Genomic DNA, 24,475 nt, shown 5'->3' on the forward strand with positions numbered 1-24,475 from the left:
CCCCGCCCGGGGTTTGGTCTGGGGGGGTGGCGTCCCCCCGCGCGGCCCCCGCATCGGGGCACCCGGTGTGGTGCCCGAGGCCGGTCATCTCACAGTCGATCCACACCAGACGGTCATTCACACCACTCACCCTACGGCGCGATCCCGCGAGGCGGACAGCGGCCGGGCCGCCCGGCCGCGCTGCGTCGCGGGTACGCCGGAGCCGGAGCCGGAACCGGCGGCGGTTCCGGCGGGTGCGGCGGCCGGGCCGTCGCTGACGCCGGTGCCGGGCGGCGGGGCCGGCGCCTCGGCCGGGTCGGCGTGGCCGGGCGGCCGGCCCTGGCCGCGGCCCCGTGCGCTCGGCTCGTCGTAGCCGTCCTCCTCGGCCACCGCATGCTCCACCGGGCGGGGATCGCCGGTGGACCGGTCGCCGGTCCTGCCGTCGGCCGGGCGCTGACCGGGCACCCGCTGCTCGGGCCCGCCGTGCTCGGGCCCGCCGCGGTCGGACCGCCGGTGCTCCGATGCGGGACGGTCCGGCGCGGGGCGGTCCGGTGCAGGTCGGTCCGGTGTGCGGGGGCCGGTCTGTCGGCGGCTCAGCGCCTGCGGGTCGGCAGGCTGCCGGGCTGCCGTCTGCCGGTTGGGCGGCTGCTGTTCGGCGGTCCGTCGTTCCGCCGGGCGGGCGGTGACCGGACGGCCGGTGGTCGGGCGCGTGCCAAGGCGTCCGGTGGTGCCGCGGTCCGGCCCGGGCTGGGCGGAACGCCGTTCGGCACCCGGTCCGGCCTGCGGCGGAATGACGGCACTCGTCCTCCGGCGGCCCGTGCCCCCGGCTCCGGTGGGACCGGCGGTCGGCGAGCTGGCCGCCGGACCGGCCGGGTGGCAGCTCACCGGCGCCGCGGCCGGTGCGCCGCCCGCAGCACTGTTGGCCGGGGCCGCCGGGTGCGACCCCTGCGGCGGCAGCGACGCATGTCCGGCCGCGCCCACACCGCTGGGACCGGGATGGGCACCGGCGGCATGGCCGGAGGAGTGGCCGGTGGGGTGGCCGACGGCCGGCGACGCGGGGAACGGTGCCGAGGTGGTCGGCCGTTCACCGGCTCCGGCCTGCGGCGGGACGGTGAGCGGCGGTGACGGGCGGCGGGCCCGGTAGTTCGTCCGGTAGGCCGCGGGGGACACGCCGAGCTGGCGGCGGAAGTGCCCGCGGAGCGCGACCGGGGAGCGGAACCCGCACCGCCGGGCGACGTCGTCGACCGACAGGTCCGAGGTCTCCAAAAGCCGCTGCGCCTGGAGGACCCGCTGCGTGATCAGCCACTGCAGCGGGGCGCTGCCCGTGAGAGTGCGGAACCGCCGGTCGAAGGTCCGCCGGCTCATGTACGCGCGAGCGGCCAGGACCTCCACGTCGAACTGCTGATTGAGGTTCTCCAGGGCCCAGGTGACGACCTCGGCGAGCGGGTCGTTGCCGATCTCCTCGGGTAAAGACTGGTCGATGTACTGGGCCTGACCACCGCTCCGCCGGTTGGGCACCACCAGGCGCCGGGCGAGCGCATTGGCTGCCTCGGCGCCGTGGTCGCTGCGGACGACGTGCAGGCAGAGGTCGATGCCCGCGGCGGTACCGGCGGAGGTGAGCACATCACCGTCGTCCACGAACAGTTCGCGCGGATCGACGTGGACCCGCGGGTACCGCTTGGCGAGGGTCGGCGCGTACATCCAGTGCGTGGTGGCCGGACGCCCGTCCAGCAGGCCGGCGGCGGCGAGGACGAACGCGCCGGTGCACAGGCCGATGATGCGGGCGCCCTCGTGGTGGGCCTTGCGGAGGGCGGCGATCGCTTCCACCGGGGGCGGCTGGGAGATCGACCGCCAGGCCGGGACGACGATGGTCCCCGCCCGCGACAGCGCCTCCAGCCCGTACGGTGCGGTGAGGGTCAGGCCGCCGGTGGTGGCCAGCGGACCCTCCTCGCCCGCGCACACCAGCAGCCGGTAGCGGGGCACGCCGGCGTCCTGGCGGTCCACGCCGAACACCGAGAGGGGGATCGAGCTCTCGAAGATGGGTGCCCCACCGAAGATCAGGACCGCGACGGTCTCCCGCCGGCGCCGCCCGGAGAGCTTGCGGGGGGCGGTGGCGTGCAGCGGCCCGGAGGTGGTGACGGCGTACGGACCGCCGTTCCCGCCCGCACCGTTGCCGGAGTGACCGGCACCGTGGCCGAGGCCGTGACCCGCGCCATGGCCCGTGCCGTGGCTCGCGCCCGCAGCGAACTGGGCCTGTTGGCCGATGTGCTGACCGGCCGTCGAGTGATATCCGCCCGGCTGGTGGCCGGCGCCGTGCTGCTGGAAGGGGGTCTGGCCGTACCCGCTCTCGGGGGACGCTCCCGCGGTCGGGGTCGGGGACGGGGCCACCGGACCGGGGGACCCGCTCCTGGCGCCGGGCGCCGCAGGTGTGTTGATCGCCGGGGTGGTATGGACTGACAGGGTGTTGACTGACCGGGGTGCCGACCCGTCAGCTCTGGAGGCACGGCCCGGGAGGCCGGTCGGCGGCTGGCCGCCGTCAGGACCCGCGTCGCTCCTGCTAACCCTGCTCAAGGCGCTCCAGCCCCCTCGGTGGTGTGGTGCGGCACTGCCCGCCAAGATCGAATCTACTGGGTGGACCGTTGCTGTTGTGACAAGTTCACCATCCGACGCTATGTCGACATGGCAATTTGGCGTGATGCATTCGATCACGAAGCGTGGCACCCGTCGACCCCTCTGGGAAGGGGGCGGGCGCAAGCCTGGCTTGTTACCGCACGACTCGTCCCGGGGCGCTGCCGACGCGCGGAGGTCGCCGGCGGCCCTGGGCTGCACCTTTGGCCAACGGGACTGACACGAAGCGAAATTGACTGAAAATCGACGGTACGAAACAGGGCGCACGGGACGCGTGCGCGCGCCGGTACGAGCCTTCCTGCGCAGGGGTGCACCGGCCAGGGGGCCTGCCTGCCCGGCCGGTTAGGGTCGGCGTCATGGACACGCGCAGCCGGCTCGAACTGGCCAACGACAATGCCGCCGCGTTCTGGCTCGCGCAGGCCCGGGTGCACGGTTGGGAGACCGTCCGGCGACCGGCTTTCACCGCCGTCCGGTGCGAGGGCGTCGAGGCGGACGGCCACCGGGTGGTCGTGACCCGCCCCTACGACCGGCCGGAGGAGCTCACCGGTGAGGTGCTCGACGTCCTCCGCGGCTGGCGAACGGCCCGGTTGTGCCTGGAGGACCCGTACGGGCGACTCGACCTCGGCCGCCACGGCTGCGTGGCGGCCCTCGGGCAGGCCGTGATGACCCGCGAGGCCGCCCCGGCGGTCCACTGCTCCGACGCTCCGTCGGCCCGCCGGGGCGGCGCCCGGTCAGGTGCTACTGGTGAGACGGGTGCGACGGGTGTGAGGGGAGGGGAGGGCAGGGGCGCCGGGGGTGCCGTGAGTGACGGGGAGGGCAGTGAGGGTGGTGACTGCGGCGACGGCGGTGACTGCGACGGCGGGATCGAGGTCCGTGCGTCGCTCGGGCCGGACGACCTGGCGGAGGCCGAGGCCGTGCTGATCGGCGGGCTCCCGCTGCCCGGAATGCTGCCGCACGTCCGCGGTGCGCTGATTCCGCCCGCGCTGCTCGGCGCCCCCGGCTATCGGGTGTGGACGGCCCGCCGGAACGGCATGCCGGCCGGCGCCTGCGTGAGCTACGACGACGGCACCGCGCTGGGCCTCTACATGGTGGCCACCCTGCCGGAACACCGCTCCCGCGGGGTCGGCCGCGCGGTCGTGGCGGCGGCGCTGGACGCCCACCCCGACCGGGTGGCGGTCCTGGTCGCCACGCTGCTGGGCGAGCCCCTGTACCGCCGGATGGGCTTCGTGGAGCAGGGGGTCAGCCGCTGGTGGGCCCTGCGGTGAGACGGCAGCCGGCCGCGCCGGAGGGGGGCCGGCCGGGCTGCCCCGACCGGGGCCAGTGCGGCCGTGGTCGATGGCGGACGGGCGCCGGCGTTCTGCGCACCGGCGCCCGCTCGCTGACCTGTGCCGCCCGCGCTCCGACCTACGCCACCCCGATGGCCGCCGGTGCACGGTCGGCGGAAGAACGTCCCGCCGGCTCGTGCTCTGCTGCCGCCGGCACGGACTTCGCCCCGGGCGCGGACCTCGCTCCGGAGGACGCGGCCTTCGCCGCGAGTGAGGCCGGCGAGGCGATCACCGGGGAACCGAGCTGGACGGCTCCGGCCCGGGCCGTCGCGGGCCTGCTCTCGCCGCGTTCGGTGGCGGCCCGCCGGAGGGTGGTGGCGGAGGGTGCCGGTCGTGCGCCGAGCGCGAGCCCCACGGCCTCGGGGAGGCCGGCGGCGCTGAACGTCGGCCGGTAGCCGACCTCGGCCCACGGTCTGCCGTGGTGCAGCCACACGCTCTGCAGCCCGGCCACCTCGGCGCCCGCGATGTCCGCAGGGGCGTGGTCGCCGATCACCCAGGTCTCGGCCTCCCAGCCCGGGACGGGCTCCACCCCGCACCGCCGCGCGGCGATCGCGAAGATCAGCGGGTCCGGCTTCAGGCAGTCGGCCTCCTCGGAGATCACCCAGCCGTCCACGAGCGGCCCGAGCCCGGTCCGGCGGATCTTCTCCAGCTGGGGACGCGTCCCCCCGTTGCTGACGATGCCGAGCGTCCAGCCGGCCGACCGCGCGGCATGCAAGGCGTCGATGTGTGGAGCCGGGCAGTGGATATGGGAGTTGATGCCCCGGCGGTAGTGGGCGAGCAGGAGGTCGAGGGAGTGGTCGAGGCCGTAGCGCCGCTTGGCAGCGCCGAGTACGGTGCTGCGCGGCACGTAGCCGCTGCCGTCGATGGTGGTGAACCAGTCGATGTCGCTTGCCGGGAGCCGGTGTTCGGCCAGGAAGTCCCGGGCCCAGGACCGGTACGCGGCGTCCCTGGGCAGGAGCGTGTTGTCGAGGTCGAACAGGAGCAGCGGCATGTTCTGCATGCTGCCAGTGGCCGCGCGTATGCACTTGGCAATTGCCAAAGGCGGCGCGGCGAGCGGGGGAAATGGCCGAATCCGGACGGTGATCGGATCATCGCCGAGTGCGATCGGTCGGACGGATGGGTTCGGCGGCCGTCGGGACGACCGGTCCGTACCCCGCCGCCGTGCCGCCGATATGTCGTGCGGGTCCGACCTTTCCCTCCCCGGCGACGGATGCCCACCGCTGCGCAGGCCGGTGATCGGCCGGCTGGTCCGGTGCTCGGGTCGGCCGGTCCGGGCCTGCTGACCTGGGCCGTCGTCGACGTGCCGACGGCGTCGATGACAGTCGGATCACGTTGTGTGTTCGTCCTGTTGCTTCGACGGGATTTGTCGGTCAAGCTCCTGGGAACCTCCTTGCCCGGTGGCGTGTTGCCACCGTCCATGGGGGCGTGCACCGTAGGGTGCGCGCGGTCCGTTCGCGGGAACCTTGCGCCGGTGGTGATCGGCCGCTGGGTCGGGTCCCGCGTTCGTCGTACGCTGAGAGGAAACAGGTCGCGTTCAGTGGTGCTCGGAGGATTCCGGCTCGGTGCCGTCGGCGGGCCTGTTACCGGAGCAGCCGTTCCGTGTCCTATCGGTCCGTCTCCTGTGAAGAGCTTCGAGCCATGGCCGGTTTTGAGCCCCCTCCGCGCGCCGGTGAGCGCGTCACAGACGTTGGCGCACCAGCGGTGGGAGGGCACGATCGCCACCAGCCGCGCAGGGCGGTACGCGGCAAGGCACACCGCGCCGACGCCACGGGCGGAGGCTCTCACGACGGGGGCGACGCGATGACGGACGGCCAGAGTCCGATGACCGGCCGTGCCGGCAATGACGGCGATCCGGTACTCCAGGAACAGCCGGTACGCGCCTGTGACCCGGTGTTCCAGCACGGTGTCGTGGTGGGCTTCGACGGCTCGCTCTCCAGTGAGCGGGCCCTTGCGTACGCGGTCGGCATGGCACGGCGCTCCCAGTGCGGACTGGTGATCGTGCACGTGGCCAACCGACTGCCGGCGACGGTGTGGGCCGGCTGTGAGCCTCCTGTCTTCGTCGACCTCCCGGACCACCGTACGGAGATCCTCGGTCTGGAGCTTGCGTGCGCCGACTTCCTGGCCGGCGTGCCCTGGATCCTGGTGGAGCGGGGTGGCGACATCTGCCACGAGATCGAGGAGGTCGGCCGGGAGTACGCCGCCGACGCGATCGTCGTCGGCAGCACGCACGGCCTGCTCGGCAAGATCTTCGGTTCGGTGTCCGGCAGGCTGGCGCGCCGCGCCAACCGGCCTGTGATCGTGATTCCCTGACGGTTCGGCAGTAGCGGTGGCCGGCCGTCGGCAACCGGTGGGACGGGCGGCGGGCTCCCGGGTGGACCCGGATCGGGCCCCGCCCGGGACTCACCTCATGAGGTCACAGGCCCAACTCTCGCGCGATGAGCATGCGCTGGACCTCCGAGGTGCCCTCGCCGATCTCCAGGATCTTGCAGTCGCGCCAGAACCTGGCGACCGGGAACTCGTTCATGAAGCCGTACCCGCCGTGGATCTGCGTGGCCTCCCGTGCGTTGTCCACGGCGGCCTCCGACGCGTACAGCTTGGCGATCGCAGCCTCCTTCTTGAACGGCTCGGCGTGCAGCAGCCGGGAGGCGGCGTCCCGCCAGGCCAGGCGGGCGGTGTGGGCGCGCATCTCCATGTCGGCGAGCTTGAACTGGATGACCTGGTTGCTGCCGATGGTGCGGCCGAAGGCACGGCGCGTACCGGCATAGGTGATCGACTGGTCGACGCACCCCTGGGCCAGGCCGGTGGCCAGGGCTGCGATGGCAATGCGCCCCTCGTCGAGGATGCGCAGGAACTGGGCGTACCCGCGGCCGCGGGCACCCAGCAGGTTGGCCGCCGGAACACGGCAGTCGGTGAAAGAGAGTTCGCGAGTGTCGGATGCGTTCCATCCGACCTTGGAGTACTTCTTCGAGACCTGGAACCCGGGCGTCCCGGTGGGCACGATGATGGAGGAGATCTCGCGGGTCGGCGAGAGCGTGGAACCGTCCTCACCCGATCGAGTGGCCGGCTCGGTGAGGGCGGTGACCGTGACGAGGCCGGTGATGTCCGTCCCGGAGTTGGTGATGAAGCACTTGGTGCCGTTGATCACCCACTCGTCGGTCTCGGCGTCGTAGCGCGCGGTGGTGCGGGTGGCGCCGGCGTCGGTGCCGCCCTCCGGCTCGGTCAGGCCGAAGGCCCCGAGCATCTCGCCGGAGGTCAGCCGGGGCAGCCAGGTGCGCTTCTGCTCCTCGGTCCCGAACAGGTGGATGGGCATCGCGCCGAGCGAGACCGCGGCCTCCAGGGTGATCGCCACCGAGGAGTCGACTCGGGCCAGCTCCTCCAGGGCGATGCAGAGCGCGACGTAGTCGCCGCCCATGCCGCCGTACTCCTCGGGGAACGGCAGGCCGAACAGGCCCATCCGCCCCATCTCCCGGACGATCTCGTAGGGGAACTCGCCCTGCTCGTAGAACTCGCCGATCTTCGGCGCGACCAGGTCGTTGGCGAACTCCTCGACGGTCCGTCGCAGTTCTTCGTACTCGGTGCTCAGCCGGTGGTCGAGCATGATGATCCTCCTGGATCGGTGCGCTGGCGGCGACGGCGCTGCGGCCGGCCGGAGTGAGGGTGGGTGCCGCGTCCGGACCGCGGGGCGGATCGGAGCGGCGGGAGCGGGCGGTGCGCACCGAGCGGGCGGTGCGCGAGGGTGCGTACGGATGCGTGCGGATGCGTGTGCGCGGCGGTGCGCGCCGGGGGCGTGCGGCGGTGCGGGGTCAGGAGCCGTTCGGGCCGAGCAGGGCGCGGACCGCCCTGGACGGGCTGGGACGGCCGAGCCGCCCGGCCATCCAGCCGCTGGCCGCGGCCAGTTCGCCGAGGTCGACACCGGTCTCGATGCCGAGGCCGTGGAGCATCCAGACCAGGTCCTCGGTGGCCAGGTTCCCGGTGGCGCTCTTGGCGTACGGGCAGCCGCCGAGGCCGCCGGCGGAGGCATCCACCACCGTCACCCCGGCGCGCAGCGCGGCCAGCGTGTTGGCCAGGGCCTGGCCGTAGGTGTCGTGGAAGTGGACCGCCAGGCGTTCGACCGGGACCCCCGCCGCGGCGAAGCCCGCCACCAGGGCGGTCACCTGCCCCGGGGTGGCGGTGCCGATGGTGTCGCCCAGGCTGAGCTCGGTGCAGCCCATCTCGATCAGGCGGGCTCCGAAGCGGATCACCTGGGCCTGCGGCACGGGGCCCTCCCAGGGGTCGCCGAAGCACATCGAGAGGTAGCCGCGCACCGGCACCCCGGCCTCGGTGGCGCGCTCCACGACCGGCCGGAACATCGCCATCGCCTCGTCCGCGGAGCGGTTGAGGTTGCGGCGGGCGAAGGTCTCGGTGGCGCTCGCGAAGACGGCGACATCACCGGCACGGTGGGCCAGCGCCCGGTCGAGTCCGCGCTCGTTCGGGACGAGGACGGGCAGCCGGAGCCCCGGGTACCGGTCGGTGAGGCCTGCCAGACGGGGCATCAGCTCCTCGGCGTCGGCCAGCTGTGGCACCCACTTCGGGTGGACGAAGCTGGTGGCCTCCACCGTGCGCAGGCCGGCCGCGGCGAGCCGGGCGATGAACTCGGCCTTGACCTCGACCGGTACGAGCGCGCTCTCGTTCTGCAGGCCGTCCCGCGGGCCCACCTCGTGGATCCGGACCCGCTCCGGCAGGGAGGGGTCGCGGACGGGGTCGGGCAGCCCGAGCTCCAGCACGCCCGGCTCCGCGCCGCGGGCCGGTGCCGCGTCGTCCGGCTGCACTCCGTCGTTCCGGGATGCGGAGGTGCTCATGCGTCGGCCCCGCCGTCCGTCTGCTCGGCCGGCGTCACGACGGCGAGCAGCTCCTCCATGGCGACGGTCGCACCGGCGACCGCGCGGAGTTCGCTGACGGTGCCGTCGTGCGGTGCCGCGATCACGTGTTCCATCTTCATCGCCTCCAGGACCAGGAGCGTCTGGCCGCGCTTGACCGACTCGCCGACCGAGGCCTTCACCACGGTGACCGTGCCCGGCATCGGCGCCGTGAGGGCGCCGTGGTGGCCGCCACCGGCGGTCGTGCGGTCGGCGACCGGGTCGTGGGTGTGGACCGGCCAGGCGTCGCCGTCGATGCAGAGCCAGTCGACGCGACCGCCCGGTGCGTTGTCCGAGGTGTGTGCGAACGTCGTCTGCAGGCCGTCGACGGTGACGTACAGACGGTCACCGGCGCGGTCCGCCCTGACCTGCCGGACGGCGCCGTCTCCGACGCGGATCTGCAGGTCGGAGGCGGTTCCCGACGGACTGTCAGTGGGCTCGGCTACGGTGCCGGGCACGATCGGTCGCACCAGTACGGTGACGGGCTCATGGCCGGGCGTCCGCAGTCGGTGGGTGGTCCAGGCGGCCTGGCCGCCCATCCGCCAACCGGAAGGGAGTGAGTACGGGTCCGTCCAGCCGCCGGGCCGGGCGGCGGGGGCGAGGTCGAGGTGGCGGGACAGCGCCGCGGCGATGTACAGCAGGTCGGACGCGCCGGCCTCTGCCGTCGCCGGCACAAGGCCGCGGCCGGCGGCCCCCGGCACCTCGGGCAGGTCCACGGACCCGGCGGGGAGGTCGGCGGTGTCGGCGGCATCCGTCCCGGGGCCGGCCGGGGCGTAGGGCGAGCGCAGCAGCACGGGGGTCTGCTGCGCCGTCCGCTCGACCAGGCCGGTGTCGAGGCGGCCGGCGGCGACCTCGGGGTGGGCGAGGAGCCGCCGCAGGAAGCCGGTGTTGGTGGTGACGCCGAGGATCCGGGTGTCGGCGAGCGCTGCGCGCAGGCGGCGCAGGGCGGTCGGCCGATCGGGCCCGTACGCGATCACCTTGGCGAGCATCGGGTCGTAGAGGCTGCCGACCTCGCTGCCCGCGGTGACACCGGAGTCCACCCGGATGCCCTCGCCGGTCGGCTCGTCCCAGCGGATGATCCGGCCGCCGGTCGGCAGGAAGTCGCGGTCGGGGTCCTCGGCGCAGATCCGGGCCTCGATCGCGTGGCCGAGGAAGGAGACGTCCTGCTGCCGGAAGGGCAGCGCCTCGCCGGCGGCGACCCTGATCTGCCACTCGACGAGGTCGAGGCGGTGCGGGCCGTCCGCGCCGGCGGCGGTGCCGGTGTCGACGGCGATGGCCAGTTCGGTGACGGGGTGTTCCACCTGGAGACGGGTGTTCATCTCCATGAAGAAGAAGTCCAGGACGCCCCCGGGGGCCGCCGTGCCGGACTCCACGCCCGGCACGATGAACTCCACGGTGCCGGCGCCGGTGTAGCCGCACGCCTCGGCGGCCCGCACCGCGGCCTCGCCCATCGCCGCGCGGGTCTCGGGGTTCAGCAGAACGGAGGGAGCCTCTTCGATCAGCTTCTGGTGCCGCCGCTGCAGGCTGCACTCGCGCTCGCCCAGGTGCACGGTGGTGCCGTTGCCGTCGGCCAGCACCTGCACCTCGATGTGCCGGGGGTTGTCGACCCAGCGCTCCAGCAGGAGGGTGTCGTCGCCGAAGGCGGTCCGGGCCACCCGCCGCGCCGCGTCGATCTCGGCCGGGAGGTCGGCGGGGTCGCGGACCAGCCGCATGCCCTTACCGCCGCCGCCCGCGGAGGGCTTGAGCAGGACGGGGTAGCCGATCGTCTCGGCCGCGGCGATCAGGTCGGCGTCGCTGGGCTCGTCGATCTCGCTGCCCGGCACGACCGGGACGCCGGCGACCCGGACGGCCTCCTTGGCGTTGATCTTGTCGCCCATCAGCTCCACGGCCGCGGGCGGCGGGCCGATGAACGCCAGGCCGGCCTCGGTGCAGGCGCGGGCGAAGGCGGGGTTCTCGGCGAGGAAGCCGTAGCCGGGGTGGACGGCCTGGGCACCCGTCCTGCGCGCGGCCGCGAGGATCAGGTCCCCGCGCAGGTAGGTCTCGGCGGCGGAGCTGTCGCTGTGCCCGTCGGGGCCGAGCCGCACCGCCAGGTCGGCGGCGCGGACGTGCGGCGCGTCGGCGTCGGCGTCGCTGTGGACGGCGACCGACCGGATGCCGAGGCGCCGCAGGGTGCGGATCACCCGGAGGGCGATCTCGCCCCGGTTGGCGACCAGAACGGTGTCGAACATGGGAGGTGTTCCTCCGGGTCGAGGGCCGAGACGACGTGTCGGCCGAGTGGCGTACGACGGGCCTGGAGTGCGGGCGGGGCCTGGAGAGCGGGATGGCCGGGAGAGCAGCGGGACCTGCGGCGGTGCCGGTCCTGCGGAGCGGTGCCGGGCCGGACGGGCGAGACCGGGCGGCCGGGTCGGCCGATGCACGGGCCGGGCCGTCAACGACCCCGCCTGCTCCGCCCGACCCCGTCCTGCGCCGCCCGTCCGGGACGGAACCGGCCCTGCGACCGGTTCCGTCCCGGGCGGTACCGGTCACGGCGCTGCCCGGTCACATACGGAACACGCCGTACGGTCGGGGGTCGGGGAGCGGGGCGTTGGCGCAGGCCGTGAGTGCGAGGCCGAGCGCCGTCCGGGTCTCCATCGGGTCGATGACGCCGTCGTCCCAGAGCCGCGCGGTGGCGTAGTAGGCGTTGCCCTGCCGCTCGTACTGCTCGCGGACGGGCCGCTTGAACTCGTCCTCGGCCTCCGCCGGCCAGTCCTCGCCCTGTGCCTCGAACTGGTCGCGGCGGACGGTGGCGAGGACGGACGCGGCCTGCTCGCCGCCCATGACCGAGATCTTGGCGCCCGGCCACATCCAGAGGAAGCGGGGCGAGTACGCCCGGCCGCACATCGAGTAGTTGCCGGCGCCGTACGAGCCGCCGATGACCACGGTCAGCTTGGGCACCCGCGTGCACGCGACGGCGGTCACCATCTTGGCGCCGTGCTTCGCGATACCGCCGGCCTCGTACTGGCGGCCGACCATGAAGCCGGTGATGTTCTGCAGGAAGAGGAGGGGGATGCCGCGCTGGTCGCACAGCTCGATGAAGTGCGCGCCCTTCAGTGCGGACTCCGCGAACAGCACGCCGTTGTTGGCGACGATGCCCACCGGGTGCCCGTGGATCCGGGCGAAGCCGGTCACCAGCGTCGCGCCGTACTCGGCCTTGAACTCGGCGAAGCGGCTGCCGTCGACCAGCCGGGCGATCACCTCGCGGACGTCGTACGGCGTGCGCGGGTCGACCGGCACGGCGCCGTAGAGCCCGGCGGGGTCGACCGCGGGCGGCTCGACCGGGGCCAGCGGCCAGGACGGGGCCGGGCGGGCGCCGAGGCCGGCCACGATGGTCCGGACGATGGACAGCGCGTGCGCGTCGTCCTCGGCGAGGTGGTCGGTGACACCGGAGGTGCGGGAGTGGAGTTCGCCGCCGCCGAGCTCCTCGGCGGTGACGACCTCGCCGGTGGCGGCCTTCACCAGCGGCGGGCCGCCCAGGAAGATCGTGCCCTGGTTCCGGACGATCACCGCCTGGTCGCTCATCGCCGGCACGTACGCGCCGCCGGCGGTGCACGAGCCGAGCACCGCGGCGATCTGCGGGATGCCGGCCGCGGAGAGCCGGGCCTGGTTGTAGAAGATGCGCCCGAAGTGGTCCCGGTCCGGGAACACCTCGTCCTGCATCGGGAGGAAGGCACCGCCCGAGTCCACGAGGTAGATGCAGGGCAGCCGGTTCTCCAGGGCCACCTCCTGCGCGCGCAGGTGCTTCTTCACGGTCATCGGGTAGTAGGTGCCGCCCTTGACCGTGGCGTCGTTGGCGACCACGACGACCTCGCGCCCGGCCACCCGGCCGATGCCGGCGATGACGCCCGCGGCGGGGGCGGCCCCGTCGTACAGGCCGTCGGCGGCGAGCGGTGCGAGCTCCAGGAACGGGGACGCGGGGTCGAGCAGCGTGTCCACCCGGTCGCGGGGGAGCAGCTTGCCGCGGGCGGTGTGCCGGGCGCGGGCCTTGGCCCCGCCGCCGAGGGCCGCGGTGGCCAGCTTGCTGCGCAGCTCGGACACGAGCTCGCGGTGCGCGGCCTCATTGGCCCGGTACGCGGCGGACCCGGGGTCGACCGCGGTCTCCAGCCGCGGCGCGGGAGCGGCGGCAGGATCGTGAAGGGGACCACGCGCATCGAGGCCGGCGGCCGGTCCGGCGTACCGGCCGACCGTCGGCCCGACGGCAGATCCCATGGATGAGAGGACCATTCCAAGAGCTCCCTTGCCCTCGGTGCCGAGCGGGCATGCGGACGGATGAGTCCGCCACCCCTAGGTTAATGAGCGTTAACTCCTGCAGTCAGGTTAACCGCCGATAACTCGGCTGTCTACGATGGGCAGCATGCCGAACGTTCCCGCAGCCTCCGCGCTCCCACGCCGCGACCAGATCCGCAAGGAGGCCGCCCGGCTGTTCGCCGCGCGCGGCTTCCTCGGCGTGGGCGTGGACGAGATCGGCAAGGCGGTCGGCATCAGCGGGCCCGGTCTCTACCGCCACTTCTCGGGCAAGGATGCGATGCTCGCCGACCTGCTGGTCGGGATCAGCGAGCGCCTGCTGGAGGAGGGTCGGCGCCGTGCGGGCGAGGCCGGCGCCGCGTCCGGCCCGGCGGGTGCGCTCGATGCGCTGATCGGCGGCCATGTGGACTTCGCCCTCGACGACCGGGACCTGATCATCCTCCACGACCGGGAGCTGCTGCACCTCAAGGAGGAGGACCGCCGGCGCGTGCGCCGACTCCAGCGTTCGTACGTCGAGCTCTGGGTCGGCGTGGTCCGCGAGGCGTTCCCGAGCCTCGCCGCCCCGGGTGCCGAGCCGTTCGCCCGGGCCGCCGTCCACGCCGTCTTCGGCCTGCTGAACTCGACCCCGCACAGCGCCGCGCCGCACTCCGCACAGCCGGACCGTTCGGGCCTGCCGCGCGACGCCATGGCCTCCCTGCTGCACACCCTCGCGCACGGCGCCTTCTCCGCGGCCGCGGAGGCCGCCGCCGCGGAGGCCGCGGCCTGATCGCGCGGCCGGCTCGGCGGCCGAGCCCGCTGGTGCACCCTGATCGCGAGACCCGCACGTGCGGCCCGGCTGCCCGGATCGGTTGCCGAGCCCGCTGGTGCGGCCCGATCGCGCGGCGCACGTGCGGCCCCGGCTGCCCGGGTCGCGGTCGGTCCCGGGCGTAGGACTATCGATGCACCCCGTTCGGCCTGCGGCCCCGTGCCCGGAGGCGCCCCGTTGCGCGACCCTGGAGTCGGGCGGCACGGCGACACGCCGGTCCGGGAAGGTTCGTCGGCCCGGCATGGTTGAGCCTCCCGGGCGTCCGTCGAAAGGCGATGGACGGCATCAGCAGCGAATGGTTAGTATTCCTAAATATGCCTGAGACTCATGGTTCTACTGCGGAGATGTCCGGGAGCGCCGACACTCAGCGCACCGTCCCGGCCCGCGAGCCCGCACACGCCCCCGGGCGCCGCCGGCGCGGGATCTCCGCCGTGGACGACCCCGGGGCGGGGTGGCTGCGGCGCCTCGGCGGGTACTCCTGGCGGTACCGCCGCAACCTGCTGCTGGCCTTCGGCGCCTCGCTGGCCGGGATGGCGATCACCGCCGTCGTCCCGCTGATCACCAAGCTGATCATCGACGACGTCATCACCGCCCACACCCGGTCGCTCGGCCCCTGGGCGGCCGTCCTGCTGCTCGCCGCCGTCCTGGTCTTCCTCTGCACCCAGGTGCGCCGCTACTACGGCGGCCAGCTCGCCGTGGACGTCCAGCACGACATGCGGGCCGACCTGTTCCGCTCGCTGACCCGGCTCGACGGCCGACGGCAGGACCGGCTCGACACCGGCCAGGTCGTCGGCCGCGCCACCTCGGACCTCCAGCTCATCAACGGCCTGCTGTCGATGCTGCCGATGATGACCGGCTACCTCGTCATGTTCGTCATGTCGATCGCGGTCATGCTCTGGCTCTCGCTGCCGCTCACCCTGATCGCCCTGGTGATGGCCCCCGCGCTGTGGTGGTGCGCCACCCTCAGCCGCAAGCGCCTGTTCCCCGCGACCTGGGCCGCGCAGCAGGAGGCGGCCGCCGTCGCCGGTGTCGTCGACGCGGCGGTCGGCGGCGTCCGGGTGGTCAAGGGCTTCGGCCAGGAGTCGCAGGAGCGGGCGAAGCTGGAGCGGGTCTCCCGCGGCCTCTTCGCCGCCCGGCTCCGCTCGATCCGGATGAACAGCCGCTACACGCCGGCCATGCAGGCCATCCCGGCCCTCGGCCAGGTCGCGGTGCTCGCCCTCGGCGGCTGGTTCGCCGTCCGCGGCGAGGTCTCCCTCGGCACCTTCGTGGCGTTCTCCACCTACGTCGCCCAGATGACCGGCCCGGTCCGCATGCTCGCCATGCTGATCACCGTCGGCCAGCAGGCCCGCGCCGGTGTCGAGCGCGTCCTCCAGCTCATCGACGAGCGCCCGCACGTCCAGGAACGCCCCGACGCCCGCCCGCTCGACCCGGCCGGGGCCCGGCCCGGCACCCCCGCCCTCGAACTGGACGCCGTCGACTTCCACTACGAGGGCCACGAGGACGCGGTACCGGTCCTCAGCGGCCTCAGCCTCGCGCTCGCACCCGGTGAGACGCTGGCCCTCGTCGGCGCCTCCGGCTCCGGCAAGTCGACCGTCGCCCAGCTGCTCCCGCGCTTCTACGACCCGATGGCGGGCGCCGTCCGGCTCTACGGCCGCGACCTGCGCGACCTCACCCTCGACTCGCTGCGCTCCGCGGTCGGCATCGTCCCCGAGGACAGCTTCCTGTTCTCCGAGAGCGTCCGCACCAACATCGCGTACGGCCACCCCGAGGCGACCGACCAGCAGATCGAGGCCGCCGCCCGGGTCGCCCAGGCCGACGGCTTCATCCGCGAGCTCCCGAACGGCTATGAGACCAAGGTCGGCGAGCAGGGCCTGACCCTCTCCGGGGGCCAGCGGCAGCGCATCGCCCTCGCCCGGGCGATCCTCACCGACCCGCGGATCCTCCTGCTCGACGACGCCACCTCCGCTGTCGACCCTCAGGTCGAGGCGGAGATCCACGAGGCGCTCCGCTCGGTGATGAGCGGCCGGACCACGCTGCTGATCGCCCACCGGCGCTCCAGCCTCCAGCTCGCCGACCGGATCGCCGTCCTCGACCACGGACGGCTGGTCGACATCGGGACGCAGGAGGAACTCGACGAGCGATGTCCGCTGTACCGGTCGCTGATCACCGATCCGGACGCGGGCAGCCCGGACACCCTCAGCACTGCACCGGCGGCCGCCGCCGCACGGATCCCCGCGACGGGCGCCACGACGGACGGCTCCGCGCCGGCCGCGGCGCCGTCCCCCGCCGCGCCTGCCCCCGGTGCGCAGGCCCCCGCTCCGGCCACCGGGCCGGCGGCTGCCGAGGACAGCGCCAAGCAGGCCGCGGAGGCCGAGCTCAGGGCCAAGGTCGCCGCCCTTCCGCCGGCCACCGACACCCCCGACATCCCCGTCGCCGAGGCCGAGGCCGGCGACCCGAACTTCAACCTCCGCCGACTGCTCGCCCCCTTTCGCGGCCCGCTCGCGCTGGCGCTGCTCCTGGTGGCGCTGGACACCGCGGCCGGGCTCACCCTGCCCGTGCTGATCCGGCACGGCATCGACGACGGCGTCACCAAGGGTGCGATGGCCGGGGTGGCCGCGGCCGCGCTGGCCGCGCTGACCGTCGTCCTGCTCGACTGGCTGGTGCAGAGCGCCGAGACCAAGGTCAGCGGCCGCACCGGCGAGCGCGTCCTCTACACCCTGCGCCTGAAGATCTTCGCGCACCTCAACCGGCTCGGCCTCGACTACTACGAGCGCGAACTCACCGGCCGGATCATGACCCGGATGACCACGGACGTCGACTCGATCTCCAGCTTCCTGCAGACCGGCGTGGTCACCGCCGTGGTCAGCCTGATGACGTTCTTCGGGATCTTCGCCGTACTGATCGTCATCGACGCGGGCCTCGCCCTCGTCGTCTGCGCCGTGCTGCCGCTGCTCGTCGTGGCCACCCTGGTGTTCCGCCGCAAGTCCACGCAGCAGTACCAGATCTCCCGCGACCTGATCTCCACGGTCAACGCCGACCTCCAGGAGAACGTCGCCGGCATGCGGATCGTCCAGGCGTTCCGCCGCCAGGACGTGAACACCGAGCGCTTCGTCGCCCGGGGCCTGGAGTACCGGGACGCCCGGGTCAGGGCCCAGCTCTACATCTCCCTGTACTTCCCGTTCGTGCAGTTCCTGTCCAGCGTCGCCGCGGCACTCGTGCTGATCGTCGGCGCCTCCCGGGTCGACGCCGGCACCCTGACCATCGGCGGCCTGGTCGCCTACCTGCTCTACATCGACCTGTTCTTCGCCCCGGTCAACCAGCTCTCCCAGGTCTTCGACGGCTACCAGCAGGCCAGCGTCGGCCTCGGCCGCATCCGCGACCTGCTGCGCACTCCGACGAGCACGCCGGAGGCCGCCGACGCCCTGCCGGTGCGCCGACTGGACGGCGACATCCGCTTCGACAACGTCAGCTTCGCCTACAACGGCGACGGCGAGAGCCGCCCCGACGTGCTGACCGGCATCGACCTCCACATCCCGGCCGGGCAGACCGTCGCACTGGTCGGCGAGACGGGCGCGGGCAAGTCGACCCTGGTCAAGCTGGTCGCCCGGTTCTACGACCCGACCGGCGGCACCCTGCGGATCGACGGCACCGACATCACCCGCCTGGACCTCGAAGAGTTCCGCCACCGGCTCGGCGTCGTCCCGCAGGAGGCGTACCTGTTCGCCGGGACGGTGCACGAGGCCATCGCGTACGGCCGGCCCGGGGCCTCGCGCGCCGAGGTGGAGGCCGCCGCCCGCGCGGTCGGCGCCCACGACATGATCACCCGGCTCTCGGACGGGTACGAGCACACCGTCGCGCCCCGCGGCCGCAACCTGTCGGCCGGCCAGCGCCAGCTCATCGCGCTCGCCCGCGCCGAGCTGGTCGACCCGGACATCCTGCTGCTGGACGAGGCCACCGCGGCCCTCGACCTCGCCAGCGAGGCGGCCGTGACCGAGGCCGCCGACCGGCTCAGCGGCAACCGCACCACCCTCGTCATCGCCCACCGCCTCACCACGGCGGAGCGCGCCGACCGGATCGTCGTCCTCGACCACGGCCGGATCGTGGAGGACGGCACCCACGACGAGCTGCTAACCCGCGGCGGCGCGTACCACCGGCTCTGGCAGGCCTTCATCGCGGACGGCCAGCCGGCACCCGTCGGCACCTGATCGGCGGCACCACCGACCGCTCGCCGCAGGCCTGCCGAGGTGGGCGGCCGGCCGGCAGGTGTCAGTGGTCAGTACTGTGGGCCGGGCCGGAGACCCGGTCCGGCCCACGGCCATCAACCGAGGCCACGACCCGAGGCCACGACCGGAGGCTACGAACCGAGCAGCGCCGCGATCAGCGGCGTGGCGTCCGCGTGTGCGGGCAGGTCGCTGACCTGCCCCTCGCCGACCTCCACCACCCGCCACCCCCTGCCGTCCGCCCGCAGCGCCAGGTCGGTGGTGACGAACCGGCAGCCCAGCGACCGGACGAGCGCCCGCACCGCCGACAGCTCCGGCTCGGGATTACTGTCGGGAGTGTCCGGATGCGGACCCACCAGCACCGGCTCGCCGTCCAGCCACCAGACCCGCGCCTCCTCGGCCCGGCCCCCGGCGTCGCGCACGAACTCCTCGTACTGCCGCAGCACGACGCCGCCCGCCAGGAAGTCGCCCTGCAACTCCACGAAGCGCCCGACCACCCGGACCACACCGTCGAGGTCCGCCAGGTCCGGGACGAAGCAGGCCTCGTCCCACTCGTGCTTGCGCGACTTCACGTAGTCCTTGACGATCGCCGGCCCGCACCCGCCGAGCCGCTGCGCCAGCTCCGCCACCTCCGCACGCCCGCCCCGGCCGCCGCGCGGCAGCCAGGCGCTCGCCGGAGTCGCCCCCTCGAAGACGCCGTACCAGCCCGGGAGTTCGTGGGCGCTCGCAAATCCGGCGGGTGTGGTGAGCAGTGTCCCGCCGCGCTCCTCCAGCGCGTCCGCGAGTGCCCGATAGGCCGCGACGTCGACCATCCAGCCCCGGTACCAGAGCGGGCCCAGGCCCTTCGGCACCCGCCGGACCGCCTCGACCGCATCACCCGCCACCAGCGCGTCGTGGTCGACCAGCGCACAGACCCCGCCCAACTCCCGGACGGCCCGGGCCTCCCTGAGGAAGTGCGGGTCGGGTCGGCGGGGCGCCGGCGGGTCGGACGGGAGCAGCACGGCCGGATCGGTCATGCCGCACAGCGTAGGGCCGCGGTCGCGGCCGGCCGGCCCGAATGTCCGGTCCCGGAACGGGCGTCCGAAATCCGGTCGACACGGCGATCGGCCCGTGCGACGGTGGGCCGATGCCGAAGCTGCCGCGATTCCCCGGCCGACGCCGACCCGCAGGCCACGCATCGCCGGCCCTGGGCAGACCCGGCGCCCCGGACGGGGGCCCGGCGGCCGGGCGGACACCCCGGGCGGCGGCCCGTACGGCCGTCCTGGCACCGGACGGCTCGGTCTTCCTGCTCCGCTCCGACAACAGCGAGGTCGGCGTCCACTGGACGATGCCGGGCGGCGGTCTCGACCCGGGGGAGTCCCCCATCGAGGGCGCCCTGCGCGAGCTGCGCGAGGAGACCGGCTGGACGGACCTCCCTCCCGGCCGACTGCTCTGCACCTGGGAGCACGACTTCACCTGGCACGGCATCCCCGTGCGCCAGCACGAGCACATCTACCTCACCCGCGGCCCCGGCCGCGGACCGGTCGGCGACGTGAGCGAGGTGCACCGCACCGACCGCATCCTCGGCTGGCGCTGGTGGACCCCGGACGAGCTCGCCGCCCCGGACGCCGACGCCCTCTGGCCACCGCAGCTGCCCGCCCTGCTCGCCGCGGTCCGCGCGGCGGCGGACGCAGGGCCCGCTGCGCAGCAGCCCGCGCCCGTCGACCTCGGCTTCGTCCCGAACGGCACCCCCAACAGCCGACCTGACGCACCGTCCGAGCCCTGGCGCAGCTGACCGTCCGGGCCGGCCCGGCGCCCGCCATCCCTGCATCTCCGCATCGCCGCCGCGACGGCTCCGAGGTCGCGTGTCCGCAGGTGCCCTCAGTGCGCTCCGTGCGTGCCAGACCCCTCGGCGCGCCAGTCGTGCAGCCCGAGATCACGGTCGTGCAGGGCGTCTGGGTTGATCACCACGGTGAGCCGGGCCTGCGGCAGCTCGTCCAGCCGGAGCCCCGTCGACGCGAGCAGCCGCTCCGTCGGCACCGACACCGCGATCGCCTCCCGCCAGGTCGGCAGGACGACCAGGCTGGTCCCGGCGCCCAGCCGGGTCAGGCGGGCCTCGACCCGCTGCGCGCCGAAGCCGATGGGCGCGGCGCCGGCCGGGGACCCGCCGATCAGTACACCGAGCGGGACGCGGCCGTCCTCGCCGACGGTGTCGACGTCCGCGGCCGGGGCCGAGCGGGGCCGCTCCTGGCCGGGCACCTGGCGCGGGTGGAGCCGGCGCAGCCGACGCGACGGGGTGGGCCTGCGCACCCGCCGCAGCTGCCGCTCCCGCTCGCCCGCCCCGTCACCGTCGGACCCCTGCGCGGGGTCCGGACCACCGGACGAGCGGTCGGAAGCTGGCTGGTCGAGCGCGGTCATGCGGGAGGCCCTTCGATCTGCGGCTCGAACGATCCTGCCGCACAAGCCCTTTGGGGGCCAGGGAGATCGGAGATCCCGGTGCCGCGGATGCCCCGCCCACCGGCCGCCCGACGGGACGGGAATTCTCCTGCCCGCCCCGCCCTACCGGCAGGTATGCTCGGCAGCATGAAGCGTCAGCCGTGCCTGAACTGGTGGCCGTCCTAGGACGGCCACCCTTCACGCATGACCACAGGGCCGTCCGTACGGGCGGCCCTGCTGCGTTTCCCGCAGCGCTCCTGGACAGCCGCCCGGTGCGGACGGTGCCACCACCTCCAGGAGCAGACCATGACCAGCAGCCGCACCGCGCGGACCACCGAGTCCGTCCGCGCCGCCGAGTCCGTCCGTACCGTTGCGCCCGCGCACACCGTCCGGGCCGTCCGCACGGCCGATCCCGTCCGCACCGCCGATCCCGGGGACACCGGCGACCGGGTGAGCACCATCGACACCGTCCGCCGCCATCCCGAGCGGCACCGCGTGCTGACCGGGGACCGCCCCACCGGGCCGCTCCACCTCGGGCACTACTTCGGGACCCTGCAGAACCGCGTCCGGCTGCAGGACCTCGGCGTGGAACTCTTCCTCGTCGTCGCCGACTACCAGGTCCTCACCGACCGCGACCGGGCCGACCGACCCGCCGACTACGCGGAGGACCTCGTCCTCGACTACCTCGCCGCCGGCATCGACCCCCAGCGGGCCACCGTCTTCACCCACAGCGCCGTGCCCGCGCTCAACCAGCTGATGCTGCCATTCCTCAGCCTGGTCAGCGTCGCCGAACTCGGCCGCAACCCCACCGTCAAGGACGAGATCGCCCATGCCGGCCGCGCCACCGTCAGCGGACTGATGTTCACCTACCCCGTTCACCAGGCCGCCGACATCCTCTTCTGCAAGGCGGATCTCGTCCCCGTCGGCCAGGATCAGCTCCCGCACCTGGAGACCGCCCGGACCGTCGCCCGCCGGTTCAACGAACGGTACGGGCAGGTGTTCCCCGAGCCGGCCCCGCTGCTCTCCGCCAGCCCCCTGCTGCTGGGCACCGACGGCGGCAAGATGAGCAAGAGCCGCGGCAACGCCATTCCGCTCGGCGCCGACGAGGACCGGACGGCGCGCCTCGTCCGGTCCGCCACCACCGACGCCGACCGGCACATCACCTACGACCCGCAGCACCGCCCGGGCGTGGCCGGCCTCCTCCAGCTCGCGGCCCTCTGCCAGGACCGCACCCCCGAGGAGGTCGCGGACGAGATCGGCAGCGGCGGCGCCGCCGCCCTCAAGCGCCTGGTCACCGAGGCGGTCAACGAGTACTTCCGGCCGGTCCGCCGGCGCCGCTCGGAACTGGCCCGGGACCGGGGCCACCTCAGGAAGATCCTCGCCGCCGGGAACGAACATGCCAACGCCGTCGCCGACACCACCCTCCGCGAGGTCCGGACGGCGATGGGGACGGTGACCGCTGCGGCCTGAAGGGGAGACGGGCGCGCGACCCGCGCCGGACGGTTCGTCACCGGCTCTTCCCCCCAACGTTGCCGGGGTGGATCGTTCCGCCCCGGCAACGGGGATACCGTGAGCAGGCGAACGGCGCACGGGGGAGGACCGGCTGATGGATCGGACGACGGACCGGACGATCGGGGCCGCACACTGCCCGCCCGCCCCCACCGACCGAGAGCCGGGCACGGCCCGGGACCGGATCCCCGGCACCCGGCCGCGCCGGCTCGTGCGCGGCGACCGCGTCGCGGTGATCGCCCCCAGCGGACCCATCGACCAGGACCGGCTCACGGCGGGCACCGCCCTGCTGCAGTCCTGGGGCCTGACCGTGCAGCCCGGGGCCCACCTCTTGGACCACCACCCCGACCACGGCTACCTCGCCGGCACCGACGCCGCCCGGGCCGCCGACTTCCGCCGCGCCTGGCTGGACCCGACCGTCGCCGCCGTCATCTGCGCCCGCGGCGGCTACGGGATCCAGCGGATGGTCGACCTCATCGACTGGGACGAACTGCGCACGGCACCGCCCAAGGTGCTCGTCGGCTTCAGCGACGTCACCGTCCTCCACAACGCCGTCCACCAGCGGCTGGGCCTCCCCACCCTCTACGGGCCGATGGCGGCCTCGGCCACCTTCCTCGACGACCGGGCCACCGCCGACCACCTCCGCCGCACCCTCTTCGAACCGCACACCACGCGTGTCCTGACCTCGCCCACCGCCACCCCACTCCTGCCCGGCCGAGCCGAGGGGGTCACCGCCGGAGGCTGCGCAGCCCTGCTCGCCACGGACCTGGGCACCCCGACCGCCCGTCCCTCCTACGCCGGAACGATCCTGCTGCTGGAGGACGTCAATGAGCACCCGTACCAGCTCGACCGCACGCTCACCCAGCTCCTGCGCAGCGGCGTCCTCGCCGGCGTCGCCGGCGTGACCCTCGGGTCCTGGGAGGGATGCGGGCCGATCGACCGCGTCCGCCGGGTGATGCTCGACCGCCTCGCGCCACTCGGGGTCCCGGTGATCTGGGAACTCGGCTTCGGCCACGGACCCACCAGCCTCACCGTGCCGCTTGGCGTCCGCGCCCTGCTCGACGCCGACGCCGGCACCCTGACGCTCGATGCCCCGGCCCTGGCGGAACCACCCGCCGAGTAGGGTGCGGCCATGCACGTGGACGCAGCCCGAGACCCCGCCCCAGGCAGCCACGACGGGAGGCCCCGGAGCCGAACCGCCCGGGGCGTCGCCGCACGGGCTGCCTCGCCGCAGCAGGTCCCGGTACACGAGGCCGTCGACCGCGCCCTCGCACTGCTGTCCGGGCCGGGCAGCGCGAGCGGCCGGACGATCCTGGGCCTGGCAGGGCCGCCGGCCGCCGGCAAGTCCGCCCTGGCCCGCCACCTGGTCGCCGAAGTCGTCCGGCGGGAAGGTCCTGATGCCGCCGCCTACCTGCCGTTCGACGGCTTCCACCTCTCCAACCCCCAGCTCGACCGGCTCGGGCTCCGCGACCGCAAGGGCGCCCCGGCCACCTTCGACACCGCCGGCTACCTGGCCCTGCTGCGCCGCGTCCTCCAGGACCGCTTCCAGGACATCTATGTCCCGGACTTCGACCGGACCCTGGACGAGCCGGTCGCGGCACGCCACGTCATCCGCCCCCACACCCGCCTCGTCGTGACCGAGGGCAACTACCTGGCCGCCGCGGACGCACCGTGGCCGGCGGTCCGGAGCCTGCTGCGCGAGCTCTGGTACGTCGACGCCGCCGATGACCTCCGGCACGCCCGACTGATCGAGCGGCACACCGGCAGCGGGGACACCCCGGTGGACGCTGCCAGGCGCGTCGAGCAGAACGACCACCCCAACGGTGAGTACGTGAAGCCGGGCCGGGGGGTCTGTGACTGGATCGTTCGGCTCGCCGATTTGCCCACGACCGCTCCAGGGCGTACTGTTCTCTAGTCGCTCGGCAGGGAGCACCGGACACGCATCTGCGCGGACGGTCCCGGAGCGGCCAATCCCTTGAAACACCACTTCCCGGTCCGGGCTGGGTCGCGCCTTGTCGCGTCCCTGTGCGAATTCGGCGTGCGCGTTTAAATGGGTTGCGGCCGGATTCGCTTTTCGGAGCGGGGATCGGCTAAGGTTTGAAACGTCGGACAGGCCGTCAGGGCCGAGGCCGGCAAAGCGAGTTGAAAGCAAGTCGGGAAAGAGCACGAGCTCGGATCTGATAAGCTGGAGACACGAAAGAGCGAAACGCCCGGAGGGTCCGCTGGAAGGCGGTCCGAAGGAAGTGTCCGTTCCTTGAGAACTCAACAGCGTGCCAAAAGTCAACGCCAGATATGTTGACATCCCCGGCCGGTCCGTTCGGATCGGTTGGAGATTCCTTTTGAAATAAAACACAGCGAGGACGCAGTGCGCGGGACCGCCCTATTCCGGTGGTTGCCGTGCCGCTCAACGCGAGTGTG

At 73.8% G+C, this 24,475-nt stretch carries 14 protein-coding genes and 2 pseudogenes; 8 read left to right on the top strand and 8 right to left on the bottom strand.

Going from position 1 to position 24,475, the window contains the following annotated elements; all coding sequences use genetic code 11:
- Nucleotides 1–1,100: 1,100 nt before the first annotated feature.
- Nucleotides 1,101–2,100, bottom strand: a pseudogene (locus ACFV0G_RS10680) (helix-turn-helix domain-containing protein); the annotation flags it as partial.
- An 863-nt stretch (nt 2,101–2,963) separates the two neighbouring features.
- Between ACFV0G_RS10680 and ACFV0G_RS10685 the strand changes: the two are divergent.
- The gene (locus tag ACFV0G_RS10685) at nt 2,964–3,872 is read left to right on the top strand and encodes a GNAT family N-acetyltransferase (protein WP_380544991.1); all 909 of its coding nucleotides are present in this window, start codon (nt 2,964–2,966) and stop codon (nt 3,870–3,872) included.
- A gap of 139 nt (nt 3,873–4,011) precedes the next feature.
- Here the strand turns inward: ACFV0G_RS10685 and ACFV0G_RS10690 are convergent, their stop codons facing one another.
- The gene (locus ACFV0G_RS10690; protein ID WP_380544994.1) at nt 4,012–4,923 is read right to left on the bottom strand and encodes an HAD family hydrolase; all 912 of its coding nucleotides are present in this window, start codon (nt 4,921–4,923) and stop codon (nt 4,012–4,014) included.
- Nucleotides 4,924–5,801: 878 nt separating this feature from the next.
- Between ACFV0G_RS10690 and ACFV0G_RS10695 the strand changes: the two are divergent.
- Nucleotides 5,802–6,242: pseudogene (locus tag ACFV0G_RS10695) on the top strand (universal stress protein); the annotation flags it as partial.
- A gap of 103 nt (nt 6,243–6,345) precedes the next feature.
- Here the strand turns inward: ACFV0G_RS10695 and ACFV0G_RS10700 are convergent.
- The 4 genes from ACFV0G_RS10700 to ACFV0G_RS10715 all read right to left on the bottom strand — a co-directional run bounded on the left by ACFV0G_RS10700 (nt 6,346) and on the right by ACFV0G_RS10715 (nt 13,072).
- Nucleotides 6,346–7,530 carry an acyl-CoA dehydrogenase family protein gene (locus tag ACFV0G_RS10700; protein ID WP_380544997.1) on the bottom strand — a complete coding sequence of 395 codons (1,185 nt, stop codon included), beginning with the start codon at nt 7,528–7,530 and terminating at the stop codon, nt 6,346–6,348.
- Nucleotides 7,531–7,735: 205 nt separating this feature from the next.
- On the bottom strand, nt 7,736–8,770 hold the full coding sequence (locus tag ACFV0G_RS10705) for a hydroxymethylglutaryl-CoA lyase (RefSeq protein WP_380545000.1): 1,035 nt from the start codon (nt 8,768–8,770) through the stop codon (nt 7,736–7,738).
- On the bottom strand, nt 8,767–11,055 hold the full coding sequence (locus tag ACFV0G_RS10710; RefSeq protein ID WP_380545003.1) for an acetyl/propionyl/methylcrotonyl-CoA carboxylase subunit alpha: 2,289 nt from the start codon (nt 11,053–11,055) through the stop codon (nt 8,767–8,769). The genes ACFV0G_RS10705 and ACFV0G_RS10710 overlap by 4 nt, the downstream gene beginning before the upstream one ends.
- A 310-nt stretch (nt 11,056–11,365) precedes the next feature.
- Complete coding sequence (locus tag ACFV0G_RS10715) at nt 11,366–13,072, bottom strand: carboxyl transferase domain-containing protein (protein ID WP_380545006.1); 1,707 nt, start codon at nt 13,070–13,072, stop codon at nt 11,366–11,368.
- Nucleotides 13,073–13,217: 145 nt separating this feature from the next.
- On the opposite strand from ACFV0G_RS10715, the gene ACFV0G_RS10720 reads away from it, so the two are divergent.
- The gene (locus tag ACFV0G_RS10720; RefSeq protein ID WP_380545009.1) at nt 13,218–13,874 is read left to right on the top strand and encodes a TetR/AcrR family transcriptional regulator; all 657 of its coding nucleotides are present in this window, start codon (nt 13,218–13,220) and stop codon (nt 13,872–13,874) included.
- A gap of 383 nt (nt 13,875–14,257) precedes the next feature.
- On the top strand, nt 14,258–18,118 hold the full coding sequence (locus ACFV0G_RS10725) for an ABC transporter ATP-binding protein (protein WP_380545012.1): 3,861 nt from the start codon (nt 14,258–14,260) through the stop codon (nt 18,116–18,118).
- A gap of 149 nt (nt 18,119–18,267) precedes the next feature.
- On the opposite strand, the gene ACFV0G_RS10730 is transcribed toward ACFV0G_RS10725, so the two are convergent.
- Entirely contained in the window at nt 18,268–19,149 is an 882-nt protein-coding gene (locus tag ACFV0G_RS10730) for an ATP-grasp domain-containing protein (RefSeq protein ID WP_380545015.1), read from the bottom strand.
- 110 nt (nt 19,150–19,259) lie between these two features.
- Here ACFV0G_RS10730 and ACFV0G_RS10735 point away from each other — a divergent pair, with 110 nt between their 5' ends.
- Complete coding sequence (locus ACFV0G_RS10735) at nt 19,260–19,907, top strand: NUDIX hydrolase (RefSeq protein WP_380545018.1); 648 nt, start codon at nt 19,260–19,262, stop codon at nt 19,905–19,907.
- An 86-nt stretch (nt 19,908–19,993) separates the two neighbouring features.
- On the opposite strand, the gene ACFV0G_RS10740 is transcribed toward ACFV0G_RS10735, so the two are convergent.
- Nucleotides 19,994–20,530 carry a hypothetical protein gene (locus ACFV0G_RS10740; RefSeq protein ID WP_380545021.1) on the bottom strand — a complete coding sequence of 179 codons (537 nt, stop codon included), beginning with the start codon at nt 20,528–20,530 and terminating at the stop codon, nt 19,994–19,996.
- Nucleotides 20,531–20,752: 222 nt separating this feature from the next.
- Between ACFV0G_RS10740 and trpS the strand changes: the two genes are divergently transcribed.
- The 3 genes from trpS (at nt 20,753) to ACFV0G_RS10755 (ending at nt 23,972) form a co-directional block, all read left to right on the top strand.
- Entirely contained in the window at nt 20,753–22,018 is a 1,266-nt protein-coding gene (trpS, locus tag ACFV0G_RS10745) for a tryptophan--tRNA ligase (protein WP_380545024.1), read from the top strand.
- A gap of 136 nt (nt 22,019–22,154) precedes the next feature.
- Entirely contained in the window at nt 22,155–23,180 is a 1,026-nt protein-coding gene (locus tag ACFV0G_RS10750) for an LD-carboxypeptidase (protein WP_380545026.1), read from the top strand.
- 9 nt (nt 23,181–23,189) lie between these two features.
- Entirely contained in the window at nt 23,190–23,972 is a 783-nt protein-coding gene (locus tag ACFV0G_RS10755; RefSeq protein ID WP_380545028.1) for a nucleoside/nucleotide kinase family protein, read from the top strand.
- Nucleotides 23,973–24,475 lie beyond the last annotated feature (503 nt).

The organism is Kitasatospora sp. NPDC059571 (genome assembly GCF_042735675.1).
Lineage (GTDB): Bacteria > Actinomycetota > Actinomycetes > Streptomycetales > Streptomycetaceae > Kitasatospora.

Bases quoted from the DNA above. Each gene is read 5' to 3' on its own strand.
- ACFV0G_RS10685 (WP_380544991.1), top strand. From the start codon at position 2,964: ATGGACACGCGCAGCCGGCTCGAACTGGCCAACGACAATGCCGCCGCG.
- ACFV0G_RS10740 (WP_380545021.1), bottom strand. From the start codon at position 20,530: ATGACCGCGCTCGACCAGCCAGCTTCCGACCGCTCGTCCGGTGGTCCG.
- ACFV0G_RS10700 (WP_380544997.1), bottom strand. From the start codon at position 7,530: ATGCTCGACCACCGGCTGAGCACCGAGTACGAAGAACTGCGACGGACC.
- ACFV0G_RS10720 (WP_380545009.1), top strand. From the start codon at position 13,218: ATGCCGAACGTTCCCGCAGCCTCCGCGCTCCCACGCCGCGACCAGATC.
- ACFV0G_RS10705 (WP_380545000.1), bottom strand. From the start codon at position 8,770: ATGAGCACCTCCGCATCCCGGAACGACGGAGTGCAGCCGGACGACGCG.
- ACFV0G_RS10690 (WP_380544994.1), bottom strand. From the start codon at position 4,923: ATGCCGCTGCTCCTGTTCGACCTCGACAACACGCTCCTGCCCAGGGAC.
- ACFV0G_RS10725 (WP_380545012.1), top strand. From the start codon at position 14,258: ATGTCCGGGAGCGCCGACACTCAGCGCACCGTCCCGGCCCGCGAGCCC.
- ACFV0G_RS10755 (WP_380545028.1), top strand. From the start codon at position 23,190: ATGCACGTGGACGCAGCCCGAGACCCCGCCCCAGGCAGCCACGACGGG.
- trpS (WP_380545024.1), top strand. From the start codon at position 20,753: ATGACCACAGGGCCGTCCGTACGGGCGGCCCTGCTGCGTTTCCCGCAG.
- ACFV0G_RS10735 (WP_380545018.1), top strand. From the start codon at position 19,260: ATGCCGAAGCTGCCGCGATTCCCCGGCCGACGCCGACCCGCAGGCCAC.
- ACFV0G_RS10715 (WP_380545006.1), bottom strand. From the start codon at position 13,072: ATGGGATCTGCCGTCGGGCCGACGGTCGGCCGGTACGCCGGACCGGCC.
- ACFV0G_RS10710 (WP_380545003.1), bottom strand. From the start codon at position 11,055: ATGTTCGACACCGTTCTGGTCGCCAACCGGGGCGAGATCGCCCTCCGG.
- ACFV0G_RS10730 (WP_380545015.1), bottom strand. From the start codon at position 19,149: ATGACCGATCCGGCCGTGCTGCTCCCGTCCGACCCGCCGGCGCCCCGC.
- ACFV0G_RS10750 (WP_380545026.1), top strand. From the start codon at position 22,155: ATGGATCGGACGACGGACCGGACGATCGGGGCCGCACACTGCCCGCCC.